Origin of the sequence: uncultured Actinobacillus sp. (assembly GCF_945915845.1) — a bacterium.
GTDB lineage: Bacteria > Pseudomonadota > Gammaproteobacteria > Enterobacterales > Pasteurellaceae > Exercitatus.
On record NZ_CAMEFX010000011.1, the window covers coordinates 24,599 to 51,220 of the forward strand.

Annotated in this window: 32 protein-coding genes; 28 read left to right on the forward strand and 4 right to left on the reverse strand. The window is 42.4% G+C overall.

Features of this window, described 5'->3' with window-relative positions:
• Nucleotides 1-157 precede the first annotated feature (157 nt).
• Genes Q0O89_RS04570 through Q0O89_RS04615 form a run of 10 tightly spaced genes read left to right on the forward strand, consistent with a single transcriptional unit; the run spans nucleotide 158 to nucleotide 7,851 of the window.
• Entirely contained in the window at nucleotides 158-592 is a 435-nt protein-coding gene (locus Q0O89_RS04570) for a hypothetical protein (protein ID WP_293730506.1), read from the forward strand.
• 6 nt (nucleotides 593-598) lie between these two features.
• Nucleotides 599-1,348: a beta-ketoacyl synthase chain length factor gene (locus tag Q0O89_RS04575; protein ID WP_293730507.1), complete on the forward strand. Its 750-nt coding sequence runs from the start codon at nucleotides 599-601 to the stop codon at nucleotides 1,346-1,348.
• The gene (locus Q0O89_RS04580; protein WP_293730508.1) at nucleotides 1,333-2,097 is read left to right on the forward strand and encodes a lysophospholipid acyltransferase family protein; all 765 of its coding nucleotides are present in this window, start codon (nucleotides 1,333-1,335) and stop codon (nucleotides 2,095-2,097) included. Before Q0O89_RS04575 ends, Q0O89_RS04580 begins: the two co-directional genes overlap by 16 nt.
• 9 nt (nucleotides 2,098-2,106) lie before the next feature.
• Nucleotides 2,107-2,364: a phosphopantetheine-binding protein gene (locus Q0O89_RS04585; protein WP_293730509.1), complete on the forward strand. Its 258-nt coding sequence runs from the start codon at nucleotides 2,107-2,109 to the stop codon at nucleotides 2,362-2,364.
• 9 nt (nucleotides 2,365-2,373) lie between these two features.
• Nucleotides 2,374-2,619: an acyl carrier protein gene (locus Q0O89_RS04590; RefSeq protein WP_293730510.1), complete on the forward strand. Its 246-nt coding sequence runs from the start codon at nucleotides 2,374-2,376 to the stop codon at nucleotides 2,617-2,619.
• A gap of 3 nt (nucleotides 2,620-2,622) precedes the next feature.
• Complete coding sequence (locus tag Q0O89_RS04595) at nucleotides 2,623-3,939, forward strand: class I adenylate-forming enzyme family protein (protein WP_293730511.1); 1,317 nt, start codon at nucleotides 2,623-2,625, stop codon at nucleotides 3,937-3,939.
• Nucleotides 3,936-4,469 carry a hypothetical protein gene (locus Q0O89_RS04600; RefSeq protein WP_293730512.1) on the forward strand — a complete coding sequence of 178 codons (534 nt, stop codon included), beginning with the start codon at nucleotides 3,936-3,938 and terminating at the stop codon, nucleotides 4,467-4,469. The genes Q0O89_RS04595 and Q0O89_RS04600 overlap by 4 nt, the downstream gene beginning before the upstream one ends.
• A 5-nt stretch (nucleotides 4,470-4,474) precedes the next feature.
• Entirely contained in the window at nucleotides 4,475-6,130 is a 1,656-nt protein-coding gene (locus tag Q0O89_RS04605; protein ID WP_293730513.1) for an AMP-binding protein, read from the forward strand.
• A 57-nt stretch (nucleotides 6,131-6,187) separates the two neighbouring features.
• The gene (locus tag Q0O89_RS04610) at nucleotides 6,188-6,913 is read left to right on the forward strand and encodes a glycosyltransferase family 2 protein (protein ID WP_293730514.1); all 726 of its coding nucleotides are present in this window, start codon (nucleotides 6,188-6,190) and stop codon (nucleotides 6,911-6,913) included.
• Nucleotides 6,910-7,851, forward strand: coding sequence for a glycosyl transferase family 2 (locus Q0O89_RS04615; RefSeq protein WP_293730515.1), 942 nt, complete (start codon nucleotides 6,910-6,912; stop codon nucleotides 7,849-7,851). Before Q0O89_RS04610 ends, Q0O89_RS04615 begins: the two co-directional genes overlap by 4 nt.
• A 34-nt stretch (nucleotides 7,852-7,885) precedes the next feature.
• On the opposite strand, the gene Q0O89_RS04620 is transcribed toward Q0O89_RS04615, so the two are convergent.
• Nucleotides 7,886-8,224, reverse strand: a complete 339-nt coding sequence (locus tag Q0O89_RS04620; RefSeq protein WP_293730516.1) for a hypothetical protein — start codon at nucleotides 8,222-8,224, stop codon at nucleotides 7,886-7,888.
• A 100-nt stretch (nucleotides 8,225-8,324) separates the two neighbouring features.
• Between Q0O89_RS04620 and Q0O89_RS04625 the strand changes: the two genes are divergently transcribed.
• The 17 genes from Q0O89_RS04625 (at nucleotide 8,325) to Q0O89_RS04705 (ending at nucleotide 23,145) form a co-directional block, all read left to right on the forward strand.
• Nucleotides 8,325-8,750 (forward strand): excinuclease ABC subunit A, encoded by a 426-nt coding sequence (locus Q0O89_RS04625; protein WP_293730517.1) that lies wholly within the window; start codon nucleotides 8,325-8,327, stop codon nucleotides 8,748-8,750.
• Nucleotides 8,751-8,800: 50 nt separating this feature from the next.
• Entirely contained in the window at nucleotides 8,801-9,238 is a 438-nt protein-coding gene (locus Q0O89_RS04630) for an acyl-CoA thioesterase (RefSeq protein WP_293730518.1), read from the forward strand.
• 76 nt (nucleotides 9,239-9,314) lie between these two features.
• On the forward strand, nucleotides 9,315-9,902 hold the full coding sequence (locus Q0O89_RS04635) for an outer membrane lipoprotein carrier protein LolA (protein WP_293730519.1): 588 nt from the start codon (nucleotides 9,315-9,317) through the stop codon (nucleotides 9,900-9,902).
• Nucleotides 9,902-12,160: a hypothetical protein gene (locus Q0O89_RS04640; RefSeq protein WP_293730520.1), complete on the forward strand. Its 2,259-nt coding sequence runs from the start codon at nucleotides 9,902-9,904 to the stop codon at nucleotides 12,158-12,160. Before Q0O89_RS04635 ends, Q0O89_RS04640 begins: the two co-directional genes overlap by 1 nt.
• 34 nt (nucleotides 12,161-12,194) lie before the next feature.
• On the forward strand, nucleotides 12,195-12,614 hold the full coding sequence (locus Q0O89_RS04645) for a hypothetical protein (RefSeq protein WP_293730521.1): 420 nt from the start codon (nucleotides 12,195-12,197) through the stop codon (nucleotides 12,612-12,614).
• Nucleotides 12,615-13,832, forward strand: coding sequence for a beta-ketoacyl-ACP synthase (locus tag Q0O89_RS04650; protein ID WP_293730522.1), 1,218 nt, complete (start codon nucleotides 12,615-12,617; stop codon nucleotides 13,830-13,832).
• Nucleotides 13,832-14,293 (forward strand): dehydratase, encoded by a 462-nt coding sequence (locus Q0O89_RS04655; RefSeq protein ID WP_293730523.1) that lies wholly within the window; start codon nucleotides 13,832-13,834, stop codon nucleotides 14,291-14,293. The genes Q0O89_RS04650 and Q0O89_RS04655 overlap by 1 nt, the downstream gene beginning before the upstream one ends.
• Before the next feature lie 153 nt (nucleotides 14,294-14,446).
• The gene (fabG, locus tag Q0O89_RS04660) at nucleotides 14,447-15,181 is read left to right on the forward strand and encodes a 3-oxoacyl-ACP reductase FabG (protein ID WP_293730524.1); all 735 of its coding nucleotides are present in this window, start codon (nucleotides 14,447-14,449) and stop codon (nucleotides 15,179-15,181) included.
• Between the two features lie 62 nt (nucleotides 15,182-15,243).
• Nucleotides 15,244-16,491: a beta-ketoacyl-ACP synthase gene (locus Q0O89_RS04665; RefSeq protein ID WP_293730525.1), complete on the forward strand. Its 1,248-nt coding sequence runs from the start codon at nucleotides 15,244-15,246 to the stop codon at nucleotides 16,489-16,491.
• Nucleotides 16,491-17,402: a dialkylrecorsinol condensing enzyme gene (locus Q0O89_RS04670; protein WP_293730526.1), complete on the forward strand. Its 912-nt coding sequence runs from the start codon at nucleotides 16,491-16,493 to the stop codon at nucleotides 17,400-17,402. The genes Q0O89_RS04665 and Q0O89_RS04670 overlap by 1 nt, the downstream gene beginning before the upstream one ends.
• A 61-nt stretch (nucleotides 17,403-17,463) precedes the next feature.
• The gene (locus tag Q0O89_RS04675; protein WP_293730527.1) at nucleotides 17,464-18,603 is read left to right on the forward strand and encodes a beta-ketoacyl-ACP synthase III; all 1,140 of its coding nucleotides are present in this window, start codon (nucleotides 17,464-17,466) and stop codon (nucleotides 18,601-18,603) included.
• An 81-nt stretch (nucleotides 18,604-18,684) separates the two neighbouring features.
• The gene (locus Q0O89_RS04680; protein WP_293730528.1) at nucleotides 18,685-19,068 is read left to right on the forward strand and encodes a hypothetical protein; all 384 of its coding nucleotides are present in this window, start codon (nucleotides 18,685-18,687) and stop codon (nucleotides 19,066-19,068) included.
• 26 nt (nucleotides 19,069-19,094) lie between these two features.
• A complete protein-coding gene (locus Q0O89_RS04685; RefSeq protein WP_293730529.1) occupies nucleotides 19,095-19,520 on the forward strand; it encodes a hypothetical protein in 426 nt (141 codons plus the stop codon).
• A 113-nt stretch (nucleotides 19,521-19,633) separates the two neighbouring features.
• Nucleotides 19,634-20,623, forward strand: coding sequence for a BtrH N-terminal domain-containing protein (locus Q0O89_RS04690; RefSeq protein WP_293730530.1), 990 nt, complete (start codon nucleotides 19,634-19,636; stop codon nucleotides 20,621-20,623).
• A gap of 45 nt (nucleotides 20,624-20,668) precedes the next feature.
• Complete coding sequence (locus tag Q0O89_RS04695) at nucleotides 20,669-21,745, forward strand: AAA family ATPase (RefSeq protein WP_293730531.1); 1,077 nt, start codon at nucleotides 20,669-20,671, stop codon at nucleotides 21,743-21,745.
• On the forward strand, nucleotides 21,745-22,422 hold the full coding sequence (locus Q0O89_RS04700; RefSeq protein ID WP_293730532.1) for a DUF4276 family protein: 678 nt from the start codon (nucleotides 21,745-21,747) through the stop codon (nucleotides 22,420-22,422). Before Q0O89_RS04695 ends, Q0O89_RS04700 begins: the two co-directional genes overlap by 1 nt.
• Nucleotides 22,423-23,145 carry an ABC transporter ATP-binding protein gene (locus Q0O89_RS04705; RefSeq protein WP_293730533.1) on the forward strand — a complete coding sequence of 241 codons (723 nt, stop codon included), beginning with the start codon at nucleotides 22,423-22,425 and terminating at the stop codon, nucleotides 23,143-23,145.
• Nucleotides 23,146-23,223: 78 nt separating this feature from the next.
• Here Q0O89_RS04705 and Q0O89_RS04710 read toward each other — a convergent pair whose 3' ends face one another.
• From Q0O89_RS04710 to metN, 3 genes are read right to left on the reverse strand one after another with little or no spacing between them, the layout of a single operon-like run.
• Nucleotides 23,224-24,051, reverse strand: a complete 828-nt coding sequence (locus tag Q0O89_RS04710; RefSeq protein ID WP_293730534.1) for a MetQ/NlpA family lipoprotein — start codon at nucleotides 24,049-24,051, stop codon at nucleotides 23,224-23,226.
• Nucleotides 24,052-24,079: 28 nt separating this feature from the next.
• On the reverse strand, nucleotides 24,080-24,769 hold the full coding sequence (locus tag Q0O89_RS04715) for a methionine ABC transporter permease (RefSeq protein ID WP_293730535.1): 690 nt from the start codon (nucleotides 24,767-24,769) through the stop codon (nucleotides 24,080-24,082).
• Nucleotides 24,759-25,796 (reverse strand): methionine ABC transporter ATP-binding protein MetN, encoded by a 1,038-nt coding sequence (gene metN / locus Q0O89_RS04720; RefSeq protein ID WP_293730536.1) that lies wholly within the window; start codon nucleotides 25,794-25,796, stop codon nucleotides 24,759-24,761. The genes Q0O89_RS04715 and metN overlap by 11 nt, the downstream gene beginning before the upstream one ends.
• A 175-nt stretch (nucleotides 25,797-25,971) precedes the next feature.
• On the opposite strand from metN, the gene gmhB reads away from it, so the two are divergent.
• Complete coding sequence (gmhB, locus tag Q0O89_RS04725; protein ID WP_293730537.1) at nucleotides 25,972-26,526, forward strand: D-glycero-beta-D-manno-heptose 1,7-bisphosphate 7-phosphatase; 555 nt, start codon at nucleotides 25,972-25,974, stop codon at nucleotides 26,524-26,526.
• Nucleotides 26,527-26,622 lie beyond the last annotated feature (96 nt).

Sequence of the window (26,622 nt, forward strand, 5' to 3'; positions counted from 1 at the left end):
TTTAATGCCAAAATTACGTTGGAAATAACCGCACTTTGAGAGAAATGGGTTTAAAGTGCGGTTATTTTTTTGATTTTTCTCTGGGTTCTTGAGTTGGAGCAAAAGCAAATTTCATGTAAACTACCAACAATTATGTTTATAAACAAAAGGATGACTGATGAAACGTTTTGCACTAATTTCTTTTGCTGCATTAGGTTTAGCCGCTTGTACAAATAACTTTCCTACCAATGATCCTGTGGAAAAACAGGCAGATCTTACGCGTATTTGTATTAAAGAAGCAAAAACGCCACGTTTGGCAACTTTTGTGCCGAGTTTAGTGAACAGTTTAAAAGCGAAAGGTATTACGGGCGAAGTGCATATCGAAAAAGTACCGGAAACTTGTCCATATATGCTGACTTATGCGATAAATGCACGCAATGATTTGGTATTACGAGCAACAGTTCGTGTGCATAAACTTGATGGTTCTAGTTATGATGAAATCGGCGAAGTGGTTTATAAACAACGTTCGCAAGATGAACAAGCTGCATCTAAATCTCAAGGTGTTCAAGGCCAAACTGATCGTATTGTGGCAGAGCTATTTAAGAATTACTAATTTATAATGAACGCTTGTGAATTTTCTTTAAATATTTCCGCTTGGAATGTGGTCACTAATAAGACGCTTTCTGTTGATGATTGGAAGGCAGGTGAGCAGTATTGGGCGGAGAATAGTGCAAATTGGGCAGATTTTGCACCCAAATTAGCCTTTTTACCGGCGATGAAACGCCGCCGTTTAAGTGAGCCTGCACGTTTGTTTTTTGAAGCAGCGTGGGAATTGCTACCTGAAAGCGAAAGTAATGTGCCGGTTGTTTATGCTTCAAACAATAGCGAGATTAACCGCAGTTTTGGCTTGTGGCATCAGCTTTTGACAGAAGGCGATGTGTCGCCAACCTCCTTTAGTTTGTCAGTGCATAATGCGTTGGTGGGGCAGTGGTCAGAATTCCGCCAAGTTACTACGGAGACTATTGCGATTACCGCTCGTCAAGATAATTTAGAAGCAGCTTTATTTGAAGCCTATTTATTGCTTAATGATGGTTATGACAAGGTGTTGGTGGTGGTGGCGGAAAGTCCGTTGTTGGCAAACTATAATGTTGAGCCGGTTAAACGCCAACCTTTCGCTTATGCGTTGGCAATGGTGGTGGAAAAAGGCGAGCAGTATCATTTGAGTTTATCTGCAAAAAATCCTGAAAATTTGACCGCTCTTTTACCGCAGGATAACGCTTTAACTTGGGTACAACATCAGCACACAGGCGAAACGCAATGGCAAACCGCAAGTAGTGCCGGGGGTATTTGGCAATGGCAGAAAAATTAGATTATTTACGCCGATTGCTTGGCACGATGTCCGGCTTTATGCTGTTTGGCGTGTTGGGAATAATTTATAAGGTCATTTTGTTCCCTTATGTTAAGCGAGCAAAGCAGGGCGACAGTTCTCAACAAATGCAGGCAAGACGGCTTATCGGGCAGATTTGGCGGCTTTTTGTACGTTACCTCGTGTTTGTGGGTGCAATTGAAGTGAAATATCACGGTTTTGAACGCTTGGGGCGCAAAGGTCAGCTTATTGTTGCCAACCACCCTTCATTACTTGATGTTGTGCTGATGTTCAGCCGTGAGCCAAGTATGAATTGCATTTGTAAGCAAGATTTATTGAACAATCCGGCAATGTCGAGTTCGATTATTGCTTGTGGCTTTATTCCCAATACGGAAAGTGAAGAAGTGTTGGAAAAATGCCACGCAGCGTTGCAAAAAGAGGCGTTGTTGCTCTTCCCGGAAGGAACAAGAACAGGCTGGGACGGCGTGGTAAATTTGCATCGTGGTGCACTTTCTATTGGCTTGCGTAGTGCGGAAGTGATTACGCCGGTGATAATCAAAATGACACCGCCGAGCCTGAAAAAAGGGCAACCTTGGTATAAAATCCCAAGCCAAAAAATCCGTTATGAATTAACCGTTTGTGAAGATATTGATCCGCAAGCGTTATTGGCGGAAAAACCGTTGCCGATAGCCTCACGCCGTTTGAAAAAGCAATTAGAAGAATTATTTAATCAACCTCAATCATCAAATTAAGGATACACAATGGAATTAGAACAACAATTAAAACAATTGATTATTGACAGTCTTGGTCTTGAAGATATGAGTGTCGAAGACATCGATACCGATGCGGCATTGTTTGGTGATGACGGTTTAGGCTTAGACTCCGTAGATGCCCTTGAGCTTGGTTTAGCCGTACAAAAAACCTTTGGTTTGCAGTTAGATAGCGAAAAACAAAGCATTCGTGATCACTTTGAAAGCGTGGCAACCCTTGCCGCTTTCATTCGTTCGCAAAAAGCGTAAGGATTGATGATGACTGAACAAGAAATTCAAACATTATTGGTAAATGCGTTGGAGACATTGTTTGAAGTAGATCCGGCAACGATTACGCCGGAAACCAATCTGTACGAAGATTTGGAAATTGACAGCATTGATGCCATTGATTTAATCGATCATATCAAGCGTGAAACAGGGCATAAACTTCAAGCAGAAGATTTCCGTAATGTGCGTACCGTTGCTGATGTGGTACAAGCGGTAATGAAAATTAGCCAGAAATAACCGATGCAGACCTTTATCGCCCAATCTCCAGCGTGGACTTACGCTGATTTCGAACAGCGAGTTTGGCAAATTGCCGAAGAGCTAAAAGCGCAACGCATTCATACCGTTGCGCTTTGGTTTGAAGACAGTGCTAAATTGGCTTGCACTTTGCTTGCCTGCTGGCACGCTCAAGTTCGTACTCTTTTTCTTCCCAACGCCACTCAAGAAAGCATTAACTGGGCAAATTCCCTGGCGGATATTTGGCTGGCGGATACGGCACTTGAAGGTGTTTCCGCTAAGCAATTTGACCGGTTCGCCCAAACGCAAACATTGCAAAAAGTCGTTCAAAATCCACCGCTCTTTGCCTTTGATCCGAATGTGGAATTTTTACTGAAAACTTCCGGCAGCACAGGCACGCCGAAAACGATCACACAAACTTCAGGGCAACTTTGGCTGAATGCACAGGTGTGTGCCAACGCCTTTGGTTTTGAGCAAGGCAACGAGACAACGGCGATTTGCACGGTGAGTATTCAACATCTCTACGGTTTAATTTGCCAAGTGATGATGCCGTTGGTGTTAGGCTGGCAAGTTGAACGTAAGCAGCAATTTTATCCTGAATATGTGGAACAAGCCTGTAAGCGGGCACAAAAAGCGGTGTTGATCAGCAGCCCGACAATGTTGGCGAGTATTGATTGGCAGCGGTTACAATTCCCGAATTTACAAGGCATTGTTTCCGCAGGTGGAATGCTTGCACCGGACATTTCTCAGCAAATTTTTACCGCACTTCAATTGCCGGTAACGGATTTTTACGGCACAACCGAAGCCGGTGCCATCGCAATGCGCCGTGGCGAAAAAGAATGGACGGCAATGCCGCAAGCACAGATCGGGACAGACGAGCGTGGTGCACTTTGGATTGAAGCCCCTTGGTTTAAAGGGCGAGAGCAGACCGAAGATATGGTTACGCTAAGCGGCAACCGTTTTGAAATGCACGGGCGAGCGGATCGTATTTTGAAGTTGGGCGATAAACGTATTTCGCTGGTCAGTATTGAACACGCCTTGCTGCAACACGATTGTGTCGCCGATTGTTACATTGGCAAACACCCCGATTTTGGGCGGTTAGTGGCGTGGGTTGCGTTGTCTGATTTAGGTAAAATCCATTATCAAGAAGACCGCAAGAATTTAGTCGGCAAGCTCAAACAACATTTAGCCTTAAGCCAAGATCGCATTGCATTACCTCGTTTTTGGCGATTTAGCCACAGCTTACCGCGTAATCCGCAATCGAAAATCAGTAAAGCGGATTTTGAACAAATTTGCCGTAGCGCACAGCGAGATCATCTATGAAAGCCTTGATTAACGCTCTGCTTACGCTGCTTTCGGTTGCTTATCCAGTCGGCATTTTGCTGGATTGGCATTGGCAATGGCTGGGCGTATTTCCTTTTGGGTTGGCGTTGTTATGGGCGTTGAAAGCTTGGCAAGCGGTGAGATTTCACCGCTATTTTGCTATTTTTATGACCGCACTTTTGCTTCTCAGCGGTATTTCTCGCACGGCATTTAACGTGATGTATTGGTATCCTGTGTTAATTAACGGAATGTTGTTGGCGTTATTTGGCAGTTCCCTTTGGGCAAAGCAAAGTGCTGTAGAGCGTTTAGCCCGTTTGCAAGATCCTAATTTGCCGCCCGAAGCCGTTGCTTATACACGCAAAGTTACGCAACTTTGGTGCGGCGTATTTATTTTGAATATTGTGATTTCAAGCACGTTGGTTTGGTTGAATGAAATTGATCTTTGGGCACTTTATACCGGCGTGATTGCCTATGTCATTATCGGCGTGGTAATGGCGGGGGAATGGCTTGTGCGCCCTAAACATAAATGATGAAAATGAAAGAAAATCTGATTGCTTTGTCGCCAGCGTGGTCGGCGGAAGAATTTGCACAGCGAGTGCAGCAAATTACGCAACAATTTGAACAAGAACAAGTCCGTGCTGTTGGGCTGTGGTTTGAAGATGCGGCGCAATTTGCTTGTGTTTTACTCGCTTGTTTCCGAGCAGGGGTAAACGTCTTGTTGCCCCCGAATTTATTGGAAGAAAACCGCCAATGGATTGCAGAAAATGCGGATTTATTGCTAGATGATGACCATTTTGCAACTTACGGTTTAGTGCAAAAAATTACCCAAATTCAACCGCTTGCAGAGCTGATTAGCCAATATCAAGGGCAATCCCAAGTTTGGATGAAAACCTCGGGGAGCAGTGGTAACGCCAAAATCTTGATTAAAACCGCCGAACAATTATGGCGTGAAGCAATGGAGGTGGGCAAATTTTTACCCCTTCAAATGGCGAAATTACATGTTGCCGGTACGGTGAGTGTGCAGCATTTTTATGGGCTGACTTATCGTGTGTTAATTCCCCTTTGGCATCGTAGTCTCGGACGACATTGGACGATTGGGCGTATACAACAAACCTATCCGGATTATTTGGTGGCGGAAAGTTTACAAGTTAAGCCAAGCCTTTGGATTACCAGTCCTGCGTTATTAAGTCGCTTGCAGTTGGCCGATCCGCAACTACCAAATTGTCAATTAGCCGGGATTATTTCTTCGGGGGGCGCACTTGATCAGCGTCTTGGCTTAGCGTTGCAAGAGGTAGCTAATGCCCCTGTGTTGGAAGGTTATGGCAGCACAGAAACAGGTTGCATTGCTTTTCGCCAACCGACAGAACATTGGCGACCATTATTAGATATTGAGCTTGGTGTCAATGAACAGGGAGCACTTTGGGTGCAATCAAGCCGTACCAATGGACGAGAGCAAACTGCCGATGCGGTGGAATTGTTTGATGATGGTTTTGAGTTGCTCGGGCGTATCGACCGCATTGTCAAATTGGGTGATAAGCGTATTTCGCTGGTGGCAATAGAGCAGGATTTGCAACGTCATCATTGGGTGGCGGATGCTTACGTGGCTCTCCATTCTAAAAAACAGCGTGTGGCAGCGTGGTTGGCATTAAATGACGCGGGGATTGAATTTTTGCGTGAAAATGGGCGGAAAGCCTTAATTGAGGCGTTGAAAAAATATTTACTGCCTTTACACGAAGCTTTTGCTCACCCTCGTTATTGGCGTTTAGCCACCGCTTTACCACGTAATGCGCAATCAAAAATTTTACGTAGCGATTTTGAGGCAGTATTCCACAACGACATTTGTGAACCGCAGTGGCATTTACAAAGCTCAACAGATAGTGCGGTCAAAAATACACTGGTTTTTAAAGGCATTGTGCCGTTAGATTTGATCTATTTTAAAGGACATTTTACCAATTTCCCGCTGGTTCCGGGGGTAGTAGAATTACAATGGGCAATCGCCAAAATACCAGAATTATTAGGTCGGAGTATTGAAATTGAACGTATTGATAATTTGAAATATCAGCAATTTTTGCGCCCGAATGATGAAGTGGAACTGACTTTAACTTGGGATGAAGCTAAAAAACGAGTTAAATTTCAACTCAAAAGCAACAACGAACCTTGTGCAAGCGGTTTGGTTATTTTTACGCAATAATGTTCCGTAGGGGCGGATCCTGTGTCCACCCACAAAATATCGAAAAGTGAGTCAATAATGAACTACAATCCTATCGCTTTAATTCCTCATTACAATCACGCTGAAACGGTTGGCAAGGTGGTTGAAGACTTGCTGGCGTTGGGGTTGCCTGTGTTGGTGGTGGACGATGGTTCAACACCGGCGCAACAACAAAGATTACGTTACCTTGAGCAGAAAGCGAATGTGATTTTGCATTATCGAGCCGAAAACGGCGGTAAAGGTGCGGCGGTAAAAACAGGATTGCAACTTGCCTTAGAGCAAGGATTTAGCCACGCCGTACAGGTGGATGCCGATGGGCAGCACAACCTTGCCGACATTGAGACGATGTTGGCAAAATCTCGTCAAAATCCGACCGCGCTTATTTGTGGTAAGCCAATTTACAGCGATGATGCACCCAAATCACGTCTTTATGGGCGCAAAATTACCAACTTTTGGATTGCGATTAACACGCTTTCGCTGGATATTGATGATGGAATGTGTGGCTTTCGCTTGTATCCGCTAAAGAGCGTTGTGCCGATTTTGCAACGTGAAAACTTGGGCGATCGAATGGATTTCGACATTGAACTTTTAGTGCATTGCCATTGGCGAAAAATCCCGATGATCTGGGTAGAAACCCCGGTGCGTTATGAACCAAACGGCGTATCGCATTTTCGAGGTTGGGCAGATAATTGGCTGATTAGCAAAATGCACGCTCGGCTATTTTTTACGATGCTTGGGCGTTTATTAACAGGGAAAATGCGATGAGCAAGCAAGGCGAAAACAAACATTGGGCGGCGCAACAGGAGCGTGGCACGCTGTTTTTTCTGACGCTCACCCGTTGGCTGGTAAAATATTGCCCTTTGTGGTTAATTCGTTTTGTTACCTTTTGGGTAGTCGGCTATTTTTATCTCACATCTCGGAAAGTTCGCGGTTATATTGCCGAATATCAACGCAATTTGCAGGCAACTTTCCCTCAAGTGCGGTTAAAAAAAGGCGCTATTTTCCGCCAATTTCTTGCCTTCGGCGAAGCCATCACGGATCGCTTTGCCGTGTGGCAACAACAAATTCATTATGATGATTTAATTCACGATGACCCCGATGATGTTTATGGTGCCATTGATGGCGGCGGACGGGGGCAGATTTTAGTTTGCTCGCATTTTGGCAATATTGAAATTTGTCGTGCGTTGTCAAACAGTGGTCATCACCCGAATTTCAAATTGAACGCTTTAGTGCATAGCAAACACGCCGAAGCCTTTAACCAAGCCTTAGAGCAAGCCGGTGCTGCGGCGATGCCGATTATTCAAGTGGAACAACTTGATGTGGCGAAAATGCTGGAATTGAGTGAATGTATTGAACGAGGTGAATGGATTGCCATTGCTGCCGATCGCATACCTGTGCGTGGCGATAAAACACAAGCGGTCAATTTTTTAGGAAAATCTGCAGAATTTCCCGAAGGAGCGTGGTTTTTGGCAAGTTTGCTCAAAACCAAAATCAACACCATTTTTTGCGTGAAAGAACAAGGCAGATACCGCTTCAAACTCCGCCATTTTTCTGACGGCATCAACGGACGAGGCACACAACGCCAACAAAATATCCAACAAGCAATGCAAGATTACGCCGATCTGCTCGCCAGAGAATGTGCTGAAAACCCATATCAATGGTTCAATTTTTATGATTTTTGGCAACAAAAAAACGGCGATTAGGGTCGCCGTTTTTGAGAGGGGCATAAAGCTAATGTTATTTTCTTTTTGATTTTTTAGATTTGGTTGCTGAAGCTCCGCCTGCAATAGCGTGGCATTGTGCACTGCCAAGAGACATTCCCATACTGAAAAAGTTGCCGCCCATCATAGAACAGTTGTAAGAGCGACCACCTGTAGTGGCTTGCCAACGATAGCCGTAAGCATTACCTGAAACATTAGAAATACTCACCGCACTTGGATCTACGCCTAATGTAAATGCCGCTTCTTGTGCTAAGCGAGCTTCACGTTTTGCAATGCGTTTTTGTTGTCTATCGCCACTGTTTGAACAGCCTGCCACAAAAACAACAGCCATTAATGCAATTAAAAATTTCTTCATCGGGAACTCCTGTTTTCTCAAAATAAACTTGCTAATTGTAAAAAAAAAATGGTATTGTCAAGCCCTAAAATGTAATTCTTAACAAATAAGGAAATTCCCTATGAAATTATCTAAAATCTTAGGCATTACTGCTGCGGCAATCGTGATTTCAGCTTGTGCACCACGTGATACCACCCATCATTTTTCTATTCAAGAAGCGTTAAATTCGCCTGAAGCGAAAGAAGTGCTTGATCCAACCGTAAAACTTTATTTTGCGAAACCTGCACCGGGTAAAACAGTGAAAGCCGGCTTGGTGAGCAATAAGAAAACCAACGCAGCGAATAAGAGCGATCAGGCTTCTTGCCAATGGGCGTTTTTATCTGCTGTGAAACAATTCCAAGAGCGAGCGGTTTCAATGGGCGCGAAAAAAGTGGGTAACATTGTGAGTTACTATAAGAAAAATGAATTCAAAAGTGCCACCCAATATGAATGCCATGCCGGCAACTTAATGAGTGGTGTCGCGTTAAAAGGCGACATTGTGAAATAAATTTTGTAGAATAAGCGGTAACTGAGTTTACCGCTTTTTTTATGATGAAAATGAAAAAACACGTCTATTGCGAACATTTTTCCGATTATGAAATCCCATTTTTTGATGTGGACTCAATGAATATTATGTGGCATGGGCATTATGTGAAATATTTAGAATTGGCACGTTGTGCATTTTTAGAAGAGATTGCTTATACTTATGATGTAATGAAGCAGTCAGGTTTTGCTTACCCGATTGTGCAACTGAATTTAAAATACGTCAAACCTGCTCTGTTTCGCCAAAAAATTCGGGTGCACTTAAAGTTGGTGGAATATGAGACTTGCTTGCGTTTTGATTACAGCATTACAGATTTAGCCACCGGCGAGAAACTGACACAAGGTTCTACCACACAAATGGCAGTAGAAGTCAAAAGCCGTGAAACCCAATTTATGCTCCCCGAAAGTTTACGCAAAGCAGTGGAAGCGCATTTAAGTTTTAAGCCTTTATAATGTAGGGTGCGTGTAAACGCACCATTTTGTTTTAAATTACTTGGAGAATGGTGCGTTTACACGCACCCTACGAATAATGAAAAAAATCCTCTTTTTATTTTTAACTTTATTCTCAACCCAAACCTTCGCCTTTTCCCAACAGGAATTAATGAACCAGCTTCAGCAGCCGCAAAACGTGCAAGGTCATTTTACTCAGCTTCGCTACTTAAAATCTTTGGCGAAGCCGATTACGACAAGCGGTCAATTTGCATTGGTAAAAAGCAAAGGGTTATTGTGGCAAATGGAGAAACCTTTTGCGACCCAGCTCAAAGTTACCCCTTCAGGTATTCAACAATGGAATGGTTCAACGTGGGTAAGTAGCCAAAAATTCGGGCAATCAGATCAAATTAGACTTTTTTTAGGATTGTTGAGTGGCGATATTTCCGCACTTTCGGAGCAGTTTGACATTGCCGTATCGGGTGTGAAAACGCAATGGCAATTGACTTTAACGCCTAAAACTCTGCTGATGAAGCAAATTTTTACGCAAATTCAGCTGAAAGGTAATGCGCTTGTGCAGGAAATTGAATTATCGGAAACCCAAGGCGACCGTACCCAAATTCAATTTTCAGGGTTGAAAACCGATCAGGCATTGGCAGAATTTGTGCAACAGGCATTGGAAAACTAATGAGCAACCTCTTTCGTCTTGGCTATGCGGTTTTGTTGGTGGGCATAGCCCTTTTATTTGGCTTTTTTGTTAAGCAAGGGCAATGGCTGGAAACGGATTTACGTGCGCTTTTGCCCCAAGAAACCCGTTGGCGTGCGGTGCAAATTGAAGCCGATCGCCAACTTGAAAATCAGCTTAATCAGCAAGTGGTTGCCTTAATTGGCAATGAAAACCCACAAATTGCCTTTGACAGCGCAGAAAAAATAGCCTCTCGCTGGCAAACAAGTGGTCTTTTTTCGCAAATAAATAGCAAAATTCAGCCCGATTTGACCGCACTTTCTGCCGAAATCCAGCAATTAAAATGGGCGACCTTACCTAAAAATATTCGCTCACAACTCTTAGAAAACCCGAAAGGTTATTTTCAGCATTATGCAGAACAAATCGCTAATCCTTTTTTGCAGGCAAATTTGCTTTCGCTAGAGCAAGACTGGCTCGGCTTGGGGCGTTTTACTTTGCCTCAATCTCAGCAATTAAGCAAAATGCATTGGAATGCTGAAAGTGGTTTTGTTTATACGGAGCAAGATGGCGTAACTTGGGTATTGTTGAATGGGCAGTTGAAACAAGGGGATATGATGAATGCTCAGCAAGGGCTTTTAGCTTTAATGGCGGAGAGTAAATCGTTGGCAGCAGAGACTAAAACGCATTTTTTAAGCACGGGTGCAGCACTGTTTGCCGCAGTTGCGAAAACACAGGCGGAAAGCGAAAGCACGCTAATGAGTGTATTAGGCATTATTTTGACTTTAGCTTTGTTGTTATCGGTATTTCGTCGCCTTCGGGTTTTGTGGCTATTTTTGCCGATTGCGCTGGGAATGTTGTGCGGTGTAACCGTGACGGTGGCGTTACTTGGGCAAATTCATATTCTAACCTTAGTGATTGGCACAAGTTTAGTTGGGGTGTTAATTGATTTTCCGTTGCATTGGCTGGCTTCGTCCTTGGCTAACCCAAATTGGCAGGCAGAAAAGGCAATGACAGCGCATCAATCTACTTTTTTATTGACGTTAGGCATTACCTTATTGGGCTATGGATTACTTTGGTTTACAGATTTACCCATTCTTAAACAGACCGCACTTTTCTCTGCTGTTGCGCTGGTGTCAGCAATTTTATGCACAATGTTATTTTTACCCTTACTATTTAAAGGCGCAAATTTACGTTCAGCGATAAGCAAAGAAAAGCGCAAATTTGACCGCTTGGTTGAGATGAAAATTTCACGTTGGTGGCTATTGCCTTTGTTGGTGTTTATTGCGGTGGGGATTTATCGTTCGCAATGGAAAGATGATATTCGTCAATGGGTTGCAATGCCAAAAGAAATGCTCCGTGAAGCACAACAAATCGGCGAACTTACGGGCATTGATTTAGGTAGTCAGTATTTTTTAGTTACAGCTAAGAATGATGATGAGTTGTTGGCTAAAACAGAAAATTTATCAGAAAAATTGACCGCTCTTTCACAGCCTCATCAAGCCTTGAGCCAATGGATAATGTCGGAAGCTGAGCAGCAATCCTTGATGAAACAGTTGCAAAGGATTACGCCACAAGATTATGCCGTATTGGCAGAAATTGGCGTGCCAATAGAGCAGATTACACAGGCGTTACAAGCGAAAATAACACCGATTTCATTAGCTACCGCAACGCAAACGTTGCTGGGTAAAGGCTGGCGAAGTTTGTATCTTGGCAAAATACACAATGGCGATGTGGCTGCGATTACTAAAGTGTCTCAGGTAAAAAATACCGCAAGTTTGCAGCAGTTAGCGGATAATCAGAGCATTTTCTGGCAAGATAAACGTGCTTATTTAAATGCTGCTTTTGAGCAAACTCGCAACCAAGCAGCGTGGCTGAAAGTGCTATCTTTTGCCCTCGCAGGCATTTTGCTATGGCGGTTGTTCGGGCTAAAACAGACCACTAAAATTTTAGCCATTCCACTTGTTGCCATTATCACCACGATTGCGTTATTTGGCTGGTTTGGTTTGCCGATTACTCTTTTTGCTATGTTTGGTTTATTGCTCGTTTCTGCTATTGGCATTGATTACACGGCTTATATGTATTCCGTGCAAGAACCCCTTTCCGCCAAACGCACCGCAATTAGCCTCGCTGCACTCACCACAATGATTTCTTTCGGCTTATTGGCGCTTAGTTCAACCCCGGCCGTTGCTAGCTTTGGACTGAGTGTTATGGTTGGTGTAGCGATTGCGGTGGTTTTGACTTATCGTTATGGAGTAAACTAGCATTAGTTATCTCTTTTGTTTTCTGGTACTAAAAATGCTAAAATTCGGCTTAATTATTTTTGCTTTTTTTCTAACCGCCTGTACGACTTTACCAAAAGTTGAGCAGCTGCCTGAGCAAGCACAGACAAACCGTTTATTTAAGGTGGAACAAGCAGGGCAAGCAAGTTTGCTCTCTATCCAATTTGAAAAAGAACAATGGCGTTGGGTACAAACTGATCCTTTGGGTGCGCCGATTGCTCGGGTTGTGTTGAGTAAAAAAGGTTGGGCGAATGATGGATTTGTGATGCCGAATGGCCAAGCTCGCCAACTTTTTACAGCGTTGGCAGTGGCGTTAAATCCAAAAAATCCGCCATTTAAATTAACTGATGACTGGAAAATAAGCCAAAATCCACCGCACTTTACGATAACCTTGCCAGATAAAACCCAATGGCAAATTGATGAACTGGAGCAATAAATGCATTTATTTTTGTCGCAACCTGCAATGATTAGTCCAATTGGAGAGGGCATTTCAGCGCATCTTGATGTTTTATTAAATGCGAAAGCCTCGCCGTTAGCATTAACAGATATTCCTTTTTCTGCTCACGGTATTGCAGGCGAGGCTCGAATGCTTGGTGAAGTGCGGTCAGAATTACGCCCGTTTCCGGCGGATTTACCTGAAGAACATCGTAGCCGTAATAATCAACTTTTATGGCACGCTTTGGCGCAAATTGAGCCTCAAATTGAACAGGCGATTTCACGTTTTGGTGCGGCTCGTGTTGCGGTAGTTATGGGGACTTCAACCACGGGTGTGGACGAAAATATTCCTGTGTTTAAATATGCAGCAGAACATAATGATTGGTCGGGAAAGCCGTTTCATCAGCAACAACAATATTTTTCTGCACCGGCAGATTTTGTCGCTTATCAATATGGTGTGAATAATGTGAGCTATGGTATTTCAACAGCTTGTACCTCAGGCGCAAGAGCGTTGATGTCCGCCGCTCGTATTTTGAAAGCCGGATTAGCGGATGCCGTGATCTGTGGCGGAGTGGATACTCTATCGCCTTTAACTATTTGTGGTTTCAATTCTCTTTCTGTGCTTTCGCAAGCGCGCACCAATCCCCTTTCAGCAAATCGTAACGGTATCAATATTGGCGAAGCTGCGGCTGTCTTTGTGATGACCAAAGAACCAATGGCAGAGGGGGATTTGCAACTTTTTGGTTATGGTGCAAGTTCCGATGCTTATCATATGTCCTCACCCCACCCTGAAGGTTTGGGGGCGATTGCCGCATTTGAAACAGCGTTAAAATCTACCGCACTTTCAGCAGCCCAAATTGGCTGGATCAACTTGCACGGCACAGGTACGGTGCATAATGATCAAATGGAAAGCCTTGCCGTGGCAAAAGTGTTTGGAAATGCGACCGCTTGCACAACAACAAAAGCCTATACAGGACACACGCTTGGAGCAGCCGGTGCATTGGAGGCGGCTATTTTATGGATTATTACGCACCGTACTTACAACCCTGAAGGTATTTTACCACCTCAATTATGGGATGGGGTACGTGATGAAACCTTGCCACCAATTGCGATTACCAATAAAAATAGCTGTTGGCCTGAAGGTCAGCGTATTGGCGCAAGCAGCTCTTTTGCCTTTGGCGGTAACAATGCAGTTTTGGTTATCGGAGAAGCGGCATAATGGCATTCTCTGTGACTTTACCCATTGAACCTGCTTCGCCCTTTATCCCACAAAGTAGTGAAATGGCACTGCTTGATCGTATTACGGATTTTGGCGAAGACTTTTTAGTTGCCGAAGCAAGTATTGGACAGCAACATATTTTGCTACAAAATGGCAAATTGGCGACTTATTCAGGTGTCGAAATTATGGCACAAGGCATTGCGGCTTGGGCTGGCATTATGGCAAAGCAGCGCAATGAGCCAATCCGTTTAGGTTATTTACTTGGCACTCGTAAACTCTATATTCATCAACCAGATATTGCGGTAGGCACAGCGCTTGAAATTCGGGTAAAAATGTCGATTCAAGATGCCACTGGATTTGGTGTGTTTGATTGCCAACTCATTGATAAACAGTCTCAAAAAGTATTGCTTGAAGGGGCATTGAATGTTTTTAGCCCGAAAGATGGCAAAATCCAAAAATAATGGTAGGAGCGTGTAAACGCACTGCTAAAAAATCAATATTATGTGATAGTTGCATAAAATTTAAGTATTTATTGTAGGGGTGGGTCCTGTGCCTGCCCGAATAGAAACGATATTTGACGGGTGGGCACAGGACCCACCCCTACGGAAATAGAAATGTCAGACAGTAAAACGGTTCTTATTACAGGCTCTAGCCGTGGTATCGGTAAAGCCATTGCATTGAAACTTGCACAATCAGGCTTTGATATTGTGGTGCATTGCCGCAGCCGGATTGAAGAAGCAGAAGAAGTCGCACAAGCGGTAAGAAATCTAGGGCAAAATGCAAGAGTATTGCAATTTGACGTAAGCCACCGTGAACAAGTGAAAAGCATTCTTGAAGCGGACGTAGAAGCAAATGGTGCTTATTACGGCATAGTATTAAACGCAGGTTTAACCCGTGATAATGCTTTCCCAGCCTTAACCGATGACGATTGGGATAGCGTACTTCGCACCAATTTAGACGGTTTTTATAACGTATTACACCCGATTATGATGCCAATGATCCGCCGCCGTAAAGCAGGGCGAATTGTCTGTATTACCTCTGTTTCAGGCATCATCGGCAATCGTGGACAAGTGAATTACAGTGCGTCAAAAGCAGGCTTAATCGGTGCAGCGAAAGCATTAGCCGTAGAGCTGGCTAAACGTAAAATTACCGTAAACTGCGTGGCACCAGGTTTGATTGATACGGAAATTTTAGACGAAAATCTACCGCTTGATCAGATCTTAAAAGCTATTCCAATGGAGCGAATGGGCAACCCTGAAGATGTTGCACACGCCGTAGATTTTCTGATGGATGAAAAAGCGAATTACATCACACGTCAAGTGATTGGCGTAAATGGTGGATTGTGTTAGAACACACGAATATAAATTGTAGGGACGGGTCCTGTGCCCGACCGAAAGAAACGAGATAAACTATGCAAACAAAACGAGTAGTCATCACAGGCATTGGCGCAATTACTGCTTTTGGGCGTGAATGGGCGGAAGTAAAAGCTGCCTTCCAACGTAAACAAAATGCCGTGAAAAATATGGGCTGGCAAGATAAATACCCAGAGTTAGAGGCTCAACTTGGTGCGCCATTACCCAATTATGCACCGCCAAGCCATTGGAGCCGTAAGCAGTTACGCAGTATGGGACGAGTTTCTCAGCTTTGTGTGGATGCCGCAGAACAGGCTTTGACGAATGCGGGTTTGCTAGTTGATGGCGAATTATCGCCGCTTGTCAAAGAGGGCAAAATGGGCGTGGCGAGTGGTTCTAGCACCGGTTCGACCGCTGATGTGCGTGATATGGCGGAGCTGTTGATGACAGGCAAATCCGACACGTTCAACGCTTCAACCTATGTGCGTGCAATGCCGCATACCACCGCAGCTAATGTGGGCATTTTCTTTGGCTTACAAGGGCGAATTATCCCGACATCTAGTGCTTGTTCATCAGGCTCACAAGGTATCGGATATGCCTATGAAGCGATTAAATACGGAATGATTCCAATGATGTTGGCTGGTGGTGGCGAGGAATTTTGTCCATCTGAAGTCTATGTGTTTGACAGCCTTTATGCGGCAAGCCGTAACAATGATAATCCGCATAAAACTCCACGTCCTTACGATCAAAACCGTGATGGTTTGGTGATTGGTGAAGGGGCCGGAATGTTTGTGTTAGAAGAGTTAGAACACGCCCTTGCTCGTGGTGCGAATATTATTGCTGAAGTGGTGGGTTATGGGGCGAACAGTGATGGCAGTCACGTTACCCAACCGCAAGCAAGCACAATGCAACGCTGTATGGAATTGGCTTTAAAAGATGCAGGTATTTCACCAACCCAAATCGGCTATGTAAACGGACACGGCACCGCAACGGAAAAAGGCGATATTGCCGAAACCCAAGCCACAGAAGCCGTTTTTGGTTATGTTCCGCTCAGTTCACAAAAAAGCTATCTCGGACACACTCTCGGTGCTTGTGGTGCGCTAGAAAGTTGGTTCAGCATTGAAATGATGCGTGATGGTTGGTTTGCCCCGACAATTAACCTTGAAAATGTTGATGAACGTTGTGGTAAAGTCGATTATATCCAAGGCGATGGGCGAGAAATCCAAACGGATTATGTGATGAACAACAATTTCGCCTTTGGCGGTGTGAATACCTCGTTGATTTTTAAGCGTTGGACTGGGCAATAATGACAAAACATATTTTGATTGTTTCCTATTCTCAAACTGGGCAGCTCACTCGACTTGCCGAAAGTTTTGTTGCGCCATTGAAGACGCAATCGGACATTATGGTCGAACATTGCCAACTTCAACCGCAAACCGCCTATGAATTTCCGTGGCGGTTTTTGCCGTTTTTTAACGCTTTTCCTGAAAGCGTGCATTTACAACCAGCCCCGATTAAGCAACCCGAATTAAACAGGGGAAAATACGACTTGGTGATTATTGCCTACACCGTTTGGTTCTTATCACCATCACAGCCGATTACTGCTTTTTTGCAAAGTGAACAAGCCAAACAGATTTTAAAAGATACGCCCGTGATTACCCTTATCGGCTGTCGCAATATGTGGCTACAAGCCCAAGAGAAAATGAAAAAATTGCTGGCGGATTGTGGTGCAAAGCTGATTGGCAACGTGGTTAAGGTTGATCAGTCAAACGACTGGGCGAGTTTTATCACCACACCGCTTTGGATGCTAACAGGCAAGAAAAAAGTCGGCAACTTGCCTAGTGCAGGCATTGCAGAAAGTGAAATTCAAGATGCCAGCCGATTTGGTGAAAAACTGTTGCAAATTTTTAGCGAAAACCGACCGCTTGATACAAGCATTTTCCGCAATATGAATGCGGTAAAGATTGATGAAAAGCTGATGATGAGCGAAAAAGTAGGTAGCCGAAGTTTTTATATTTGGGGCAAATTGCTTATCAAGTGCGGTCAGATTTCACCACAATTTAGAAAAGTCATGCTCTGTGTCTATATCGCTTTTTTAATTGCAATGATTTTAACGGTTGTACCGATTTCAGCTCTGATAAAATGGGCGTTAAAGCCTGTGTTACAGAAAAAACTAGATGAGCAAAAAAGGTATTTTGCCGAGCCGAGTGGGGAATAATATGTAGGGGCAAGTCCAGTGCTCGCCCGAATATCAATGAACAACAACGAAATAATAAAAAATGCAAAACGTCTATATCAATAAAATTTCCGCTTTCTTACCTAACGCCCCTGTTTCCAACGACCAAATGGAAACGATATTGGGAATGGTGGGCGATGTGCCTTCTCGTGTGCGTAAAATGATTTTGCGTTCAAATGCCATTGAGCAACGTTATTACGCCATTGACCCTACCACTCGTCAAGCCACACACAGTAGCACGGAACTTGCCGTGCAAGCGGTGAAAAATTTGGGCATTTCTGCCAACGAATTTACCAGCCTTGCGGTTGGCACCTCTTATCCTGACCAAATTATGCCGGGGCAAGGGGTGATGGTGCACGGCTTGCTCGACAATGCACTACCAATGGAAGTGATGTCGATGTCGGGCGTGTGCGTGGCTGGAATGGCGGCAATGAAACACGCTTACAATGCGGTACGCACGGGCGAACATCAAAGTGCAGTCGCCGTGGCATCGGAATGTGCCTCAGCCATTATGCGTAGCGAAAATTTCAAAAGCGAAGTAGCACAGAAACAGCTTGATAATGCCAAGCCTGAAATCGGTTTTGAAAAAGATTTCTTGCGTTGGATGTTGTCCGATGGGGCAGGGGCCGTGCAGCTTTCCCATCAACCTAATGCAGACGGTATCAGCTTTCAAATTCACTGGATTGAGCTGATTTCCTATGCCAATGAAATGCCTGTTTGTATGTACGCAGGTGGCGAAGTGCAAGAGGGCAAATTTATCAGTTGGAAATCGGTTTCGCAGGCGGAACGAGACGCCAAAAGTTTTATGGCAATCAAGCAAGATGTGAAATTGCTTAACGAAAATATCGTCAAATACACGGTGGAAAAAGCCTTAGCTCGATTGATTGAAAAACATCATTTGCAAGCGGACGAGATTGACTATTTATTGCCCCATTATTCTTCGGGTTTCTTCCGTGATAAGCTATCGGAAGGTTTACGCAATATCAATTTCGATATTCCGCAGGAAAAATGGTTCACCAACCTAACCAGCAAAGGCAACACTGGCTCGGCATCGATTTACATTATTTTGGACGAATTTAGCCGTACGTTTGATCTTAAATCGGGGCAAAAAGTCTTGTGCTACATTCCCGAAAGCGGACGGTTCTCGTCTTGTTTTATGTTGTTAGAGGTTGTAAAACCATAACCGTAGGGGCAGGTCCTGTGCCTGCCCGAATATCAATAGGTTTACGGGTGGGCACAGGACCCACCCCTACAAGAATGTATTATGGACATCAACGATATTCCCCAAGACAACAGCAAAATCTTTCGTGGACAGAAAAAAGTCATCTACGCCACCCGTAACGGGAACTACGAAAGCGGCACCACATCGGGTTGGGACGATGAAGAATTTGCTACGCAACAAGCCGTAGAAGAACTCAAGCAACAAACCGAACAAGCCTTACAAGCGGTCAAAAACGGCGAAAAATCCCCACTTTATTATTTGATGTACAAATACCGTTTCGATGAACAATCCCTCGCCCAAGCCACAGGATTTTGGCAATGGCAAATCAGACGGCATTGCAAGCCCGAAGTTTGGGCAAAATTGTCGGAGAAGAAGTTGGAGAAATATGCGGGGGTGTTTGGGGTGGACATAAAAGATTTAATTTGAGTTTTTTATTACTGAGGAGGATTAATATGAAAAAACTATTGATTATAGCTTTAGCTGCTTTAGGAGCTGTTGGATGTACAACAAGTCCTGTATCATCAGAGCGTGCAACACCTGTTCCGAAAGAACGAATGCTTGCATTTACAGAACCAAATCCTGATTATGCCAAAGTTCAAATTATTCGAGACTCTGGTGCTTTAGGCTCTGGTTGCTATTTTGCTGTAATGTATCGACAAACTATATTAGCTAGATTTGATACATCTGAAAAAGGTATTTTCTATTTGCCAGAAGGAGATTGGAAATTTGCTGTTACTCGCGATCCTGATGGCAATCTTTTATGTGGAGCAGATGATCTTAACCCTGTCTTTGAAACTCAACATATTAGAAAAAATCAGGAAAACTTATTTAGAATTAGTTTGGGAGCTTGGAGAAGACCCCGCTTATTACCTATGTAAGTTGATATAATATCCAATTGTCAAAAATAATTGTTATGCTGTTCCAGTTGTAAACTTAAAATTGACAACTGGAACAATTTTACAAGCGGTCATTTTTTATAAAAATTTTGCCAATGAACAACAACTTCCAACACCAACACACCGCCCATTGTGAAAGTGGCGTGATGTCTACCTTGTTGAAATCGCAGGGTGTTGATTTTAACGAAGCGATGGTTTTCGGGCTGTCGTCAGCTTTGACCTTTGTTTATATTCCGCTGATTAAAGTGAGCGGAATGCCTTTGATTTCTTATCGTATGCCACCGCGTTCGATTATTCAATCTTTGGCTAAATCGCTTAAAGTGCGGTTAAAAATGCAGAAGTTTCGCTCGGCTGAACAGGGGCAGACGGCACTTGATGAGGCGTTGGCACAAAATAAATTGGTAGGCTTGCAAACTTCGGTGTTTTGGTTGCCCTATTTTCCGCCTGAAATGCGGTTTCATTTTAATGCACATAATTTGTTGGTGTATGGCAAAGAAGGCAACGACTATTTGATTAGCGACCCTGTTTTTGAAACGGTGCAACGTTGCAAGGCGGACGATTTGCAACGGGCAAGGTTTGCCAAAGGGGCATTGGCGGCAAAAGGGTTGATGTACTATTTCGACAATCAACCCGATATGTCGCAGATTGATTTGCCGAAGTTAATCCGTAAAGCCATTCGCAAGCAGGCAAAACAGATGCTTGCACCACTGTTTTTTGTGGGGGTAAAAGGCATTCATACTGTGGCGAACAGCATTGAAAAGCTGGCAACTGGCAAAAAAGGCGAAAAATATAACCGCTTGTATCTCGGGCATATTGTGCGTATGCAAGAAGAAATCGGTACAGGTGGTGCAGGTTTCCGCTACCTTTATGCCTATTTCCTTGAACAAGCCGCCAATATTTGCCAAGAACCGAAGTTTAAACAGGCATCAGAGCAAATGACCGAAATCGGCGACCAATGGCGACAATTCGCCAGCCTTTGTGTAAAACAGTGTCGTAAGCCGAATACAGAAGGGTATCGGGAAATAGCAGAGTTTTTGCGAGGGATTGCGGAGAGGGAAGAGAGGTTGTGGAAAAATCTAGTTTGATTGATACAATAATGAAAGTAAATTCATAATTATTGGGGAAATTGTATGTCAAAAGTAAGTTCGCTCAGTGTTGAGGGATTTAAGTCTATCCGAGAGTTAAAGAATTTTGAACTCAATAATCTTAATGTTCTTATTGGTGCTAATGGTGCAGGTAAAAGTAATTTTATTAATTTATTTCGATTATTAAATGAGATCTATGAGCAACGATTACAGTTATATGTTCAGAAACAAGGTGGTCCTGATTCTTTATTAAGGTTTGGTAGAAAAGAAACTGATAATATCAAAATTCATGTGGAGTTTGGTGTTAATGGGTATTTATTCCATTTAGTACCAACAAATGATAATAGAATGATTTTTGAACTAGAAGAAACTATTTTCCATGGGCAATATGTTGCTAATAAGAAAACTATTCTAGGACATGGTCATGCAGAGGCTAAATTGAAAGATGATAGAACCGCTATTTCTGAATATGTCCGTGATGGTATCCGCAACTGGAAAGTATATCATTTTCATGACACGAGTGATTCTGCAAAAGTAAAACAAATTCACTCTATAAATGATAATTTAAATTTGAAATCTGATGCAGCCAATTTAGCAGCATACTTACGAATGTTAAAAGATTCTTATGAAAAAGAATACAATAGAATTGTTGCGACTATCCGTTTAGTCTTGCCATTCTTTGATGATTTTGTTCATCGCAAGAATGTTGAAAATATTGAACTGGAATGGGTTCAAAAAGGAAAATCAGATACACCATTAAAAGCTCATATGTTATCTGATGGTAGTTTGCGTTTTATTTGTTTAAGTACTCTATTATTGCAACCAATACACCTATTACCTGATACAGTTCTTATTGATGAGCCTGAATTAGGTTTACACCCTTATGCAATAACGGTGTTAGCGGATATTCTTAAGCAAGTATCGGAAAAAAAACAAATTATAGTTTCTACTCAATCTGTTGAATTAGTTAATGAATTAGAACCAGAAGATGTTATTGTGGTGAATCAAAAAAATGATGAATCTATTTTTGAGCGTTTGGATAGTGACAATTTATCAAATTGGTTAGAGGAATATACATTAGGAGAATTATGGAAAAATAATGTCTTTGGAGGACGTCCATAATGGTAATTGTTTATGTACTTGCTGAAGGGCAAACAGAAGAAAGTTTTATTAAAAATGTTGTTGCTCCATCACTCTCATATTCGGAAATATATTTAACGCCAAAACTTATGTCTACTTCCAGCTCAGGAAAAGGCGGTGCAATTTCTCATCAAAGATTGGTAAGAAACGCAAAAAATTTATTAGCACAACAAAATAATACGTATGTCACAACTTTTTTGGATTATTACCAATTAGATAGTTCTTTTCCTGGATTTGATCAACTTAAAACGAAAAATGGTATTTATAATAAAATAGCCCATTTAGAAACATCATTGCATGCTCAATTAACTCAAGAAATAGGTTGTCGTCCTGAGCGTTTTATTCCACATATTCAGCCACATGAATTTGAGGCTCTAGTATTCTCTGATGTTTCCAAATTTTCTGATGTAGAGCCTGATTGGATAAATTGTGTTTCTGAATTAGAGAAAGTGCGTGGGCAATATGAAAACCCTGAGTATATTAATAATAGTTTTGAAACAGCACCATCTAAGCGGTTAGAAAGTTTATTAGTCCCTAAATATCGTAAAACCAGGCATGGTCCGTTACTTGCTCAAGAAATTACTTTAGAAGTTATTGAGCGAGAATGTCCACATTTTAAAGAATGGATGGATAAATTACGAGCATTAAAGGATTTATAAATGCTAACTATCTATCAATTAAACCACCACTACCCCAACGCCTCAATCCCTGCCTTGCAAAACATTAATCTGCATATTGAACAAGGCTCGGCGGTTGGTTTGCTTGGCCCGAACGGGGCTGGGAAAACGACTTTGATGTCCTTGCTAACGGGGTTACAAGCGGTGCAATCGGGGCAGATTTTGTTTGATGGTGTGCCGTTTGAGAAACTGACTAAGGCTCAACGGCATCAAATTTCTCTTGTGCCGCAAGATTTTGCGTTTTATCCGCTTTTGACGGTGTGGGAAAATCTAAAATTTTTCGCCGCACTTTATGATGTCAGTGATAAAAAATGGTTGGTGGCATTGCTGGAAAAAACAGGGCTAACGGCACATCAATCCAAACTTGCTAAACATTTATCGGGCGGTTTGAAACGCCGTTTGAATTTTGCGATTGGGCTGATTAATCGCCCGAAAGTGATTTTTCTTGATGAGATTACTGTGGGCATTGACCCACAATCTCGCCAGTTTATTTTGGATTCGGTCGCGGATTTAACCAAGCAAGGTGTCACGGTGATTTATACCTCCCATTATTTGCAGGAAATTGAGCAGTTGTGCGATAAATTGGTGTTATTGAATGAAGGCAGACTGATTTATCAAGGTTCGGTGCAAGGGATTTTGTCAGAAGGACAGAGCCTTGAACGGTTTTATTTGGATTTTTTGAATAGTGAGCATAGGATAAAATAAAGGTGTAATAGAGCAAATTGAGCTATTACACCAGTTTAATGAGTTGGTTATTATCTAACTATTTGGGAATCGCTTATTTTACCAACCTTTCACCACACCATCTTTAAAGTGTTTTACTGCTTCTTGATACACTTCTTCAGTTTGGTATGCTTTCACAAAGTTTTTCACGGCTTCGCTGTCTTTGTTATCTTGGCGAGCCACGATAATGTTGACATATGGGCTGTCTTTGTCTTCTACGAATACGCCGTGTTCAGCAGCATTTAAGCCAACTTGGCCTGCGTAAGTATTGTTAACAACAGCTAAATCCACATCATCTAAAGCGCGTGCTGCAACAGCGGTATCTACAGGTGTAATTTGGAGATTTTTTGGATTTTCAACGATATCCAGCGGTGTTGCATTTAAGTTTGTGTTGTCTTTTAATTTGATTAAGCCTTGTTTCTCTAGCAAGATTAATGCGCGACCTTGGTTAGACGGATCGTTAGGCACGGCAACTTTGGCACCATTTTTTAATTCATCTAATTTTTTGATAGTTTTTGAATAACCAGCTAGTGGGTAAACAAAGGTGTTGCCTACAATCACTAAGTTAGTGAGATTATTGGCTTTGCTGTCTGAATCTAAATATGGTTTATGCTGCATTGCATTAATATCAAGGTCGCCTTTGCTTACCGCTGTGTTTGGTAAGGCATAGTCGTTAAATTCTACGAATTTAACATCTAAGTTATATTTTTCTTTTGCTACTTTGGCTGCAATTTCAGCGACTTGGTGTTCAGGTCCAGACATTACGCCAACGGTAATGGTTTGCGCCGCTTGTGGTGCAGCGGTTTCAGCTTTTTTGTCTTCTTTACAAGCGGTTAATGCAAAAACAGAAGCAAGTGCGGTGACAGTTAAGAGTTTTTTTAAGTTCATAGAAACTTCCTATATGAGATGATTGAAATTAACGGCGATCAAAATGATCAGCCAATTTGTTGCCGTATCGTTCACAGATCATAACGATTAATACGATGATAATCGTTGCAATCCAAAGAACAAAAGGCATATTACGGTGTAAGCCATAAGAAATTGCCGTATTGCCCAAACCGCCACCGCCAACGGCCCCAGCCATTGCAGAGTAACCAATTAATGTGACAAAGGTTAGGGTAGCCGCTTTGATTAACATTGGCATTGCTTCAGGCAAATAGAATTTGGTCACTAATTGCCAAACGGTTGTTCCCATGGCTTTTGCTGTTTCTGTTAATCCGCTTGGGATATCGCCGAGTGCGTTAGCAGTTAAGCGTGCAAAGAAAGGCATCGCAGCCATCCCCAATGGGATAATAGACGCGGTGGTTCCTAAGGTGCTACCTGTTAAAATACGTGTTATGGGCATTAACACAAGTAATAAAATAATAAAGGGTACAGAACGACCAATATTAATGAGTAATTCTAATAGTCGGTTTAATTTCGGGTTTTCAAGAACTTCACCTTGCCGCGTTAAGAAAGTTAATATCCCTAATGGTGACCCGAACAGGATAGCAAAAATCGTTGCAGCAAGCGTCATATAAATAGTTTCAATTGTGCTTGAACCGAGTAATTCCCATACTTGTGGTGTAAGTTGGCGATTAAATTCTGTTATTAAATTATCCCACATAACCTAATACCTCCACGCGGACGTTATTTTCCATTAAATAGACTTTTGCTTGTGTAATAGCATCTTCATTGCCTTCCATTTCTGCAATGGTGAAACCGAATTTTGTTCCGCCAGCGTAGTCAATTTGTGACATGAGAATACTTAAACTGACATCAAATTTACGTGAGGCTTGAGATAATACAGGCGCATCGACTGTTCTTCCTGTAAACTCAAAACGAATCACAGGACGAGAATGTTCTGAACGTGGCGTATCTGAAAGTAATTCAAGATATTCATCCGGTAATTGATAATGGAAAGTTGAGCTAATGAATTCTTGTGCTAATTCAGTTTTGGGATTAGAAAAGATTTCACTGACTGTCCCCTGTTCCACTAAGCGACCTTTATCTATCACTGCCACTTGATCGCAAATGCGTTTTACGACTTCCATTTCATGTGTAATAAGCAAGATAGTAATGCCTAAAGTGCGGTTAATTTCTTTTAATAATTTTAAGATAGACTGCGTAGTAGCAGGATCAAGTGCGCTGGTCGCCTCATCACAAAGTAAGACCTTAGGTTCTGTCGCTAAGGCACGAGCTATGGCGACACGTTGCTTTTGTCCACCAGATAAGTTGGCTGGATAAGCATCTTTTTTATCTGATAAGCCTACGAGAGCCAATAATTCAGTTACACGTTTTTGGATTTGTTCTTTAGGCAAATGTTCTAATTCTAAAGGTAAAGCTATATTGCCAAATACGGTACGCGAACTAAGTAGGTTGAAATGTTGGAAAATCATACCGATTTTGCGACGAGCTAATAAAAGGCGCGAATCCTCTAATTCGGTTAGTTCTTCGTTGTCAACAAAAACGCTACCAATGGTCGGTTTTTCGAGTAAATTCACACAACGAATAAGTGTGCTTTTGCCTGCACCAGAGGCACCAATAACACCACAAATTTGTCCTTGTGGTACGTGTAGAGTGACGTTATCAAGTGCGGTTAGTTTTTGTCCTGAAACATCAAAAATTTTGCTAATATTCGTTAGCTTAATCATATAAGCCCTTTCTTTATATATAGTTATAATTCTGTCGTATTTTAGACAGCAGCGCGGTAGTGTCAACCTTTATTCCGTCTATTTTTAGATCTCTTAGTTATTTCATAGAAGCAATTTGCGTATAAGTAGCAGAAAAGTGATAATAGTACAGTTTGTTTTTGAAAGGATAAATAAAGTGAATAAAGCAATTTTTTTAGATCGTGATGGCACATTAAATGTGGATCATGGGTATGTGCATCAAATTGATGATTTTCAATTTATAGAAGGAAGTATTGAGGCACTGCAAGAATTGAAAAATATGGGGTATTTATTGGTATTGGTGACGAATCAATCGGGAATTGCTCGTGGTTATTTTTCAGAAGAGCAATTTTTAAGTTTGACTGAATGGATGGATTGGTCTTTAGCAGATCGCGGTGTGGATTTAGATGGTATCTATTATTGTCCACATCATCCCGAGGGTCAGGGGGAATTTAAACAAGACTGTGACTGTCGCAAGCCCAAAGCGGGCATGCTGTTACAAGCGATAAAAGAATTAAATATTGATCCCGAACGATCATTTATGGTTGGTGACAAAATTGAAGATTTGCAAGCAGGTTTTGCCGCAAAAGTGCGGTCAAAAGTTTTAGTGAAAACAGGTAAAACTATCACACAAGAAGGGGAAGAATTAGCTGATTTTGTCCTTGAAAGCATAGCAGAACTGCCCAGAATTGTATGTAAAGTAGCAAAATAGTTTAAAAGATCGGCAAATAAGATCTTTTTTTAAAAATTTTCAAAAAAGTACTTGCAAAGGATTTTTAAATCCCTATAATACGCCCCACACAACGAC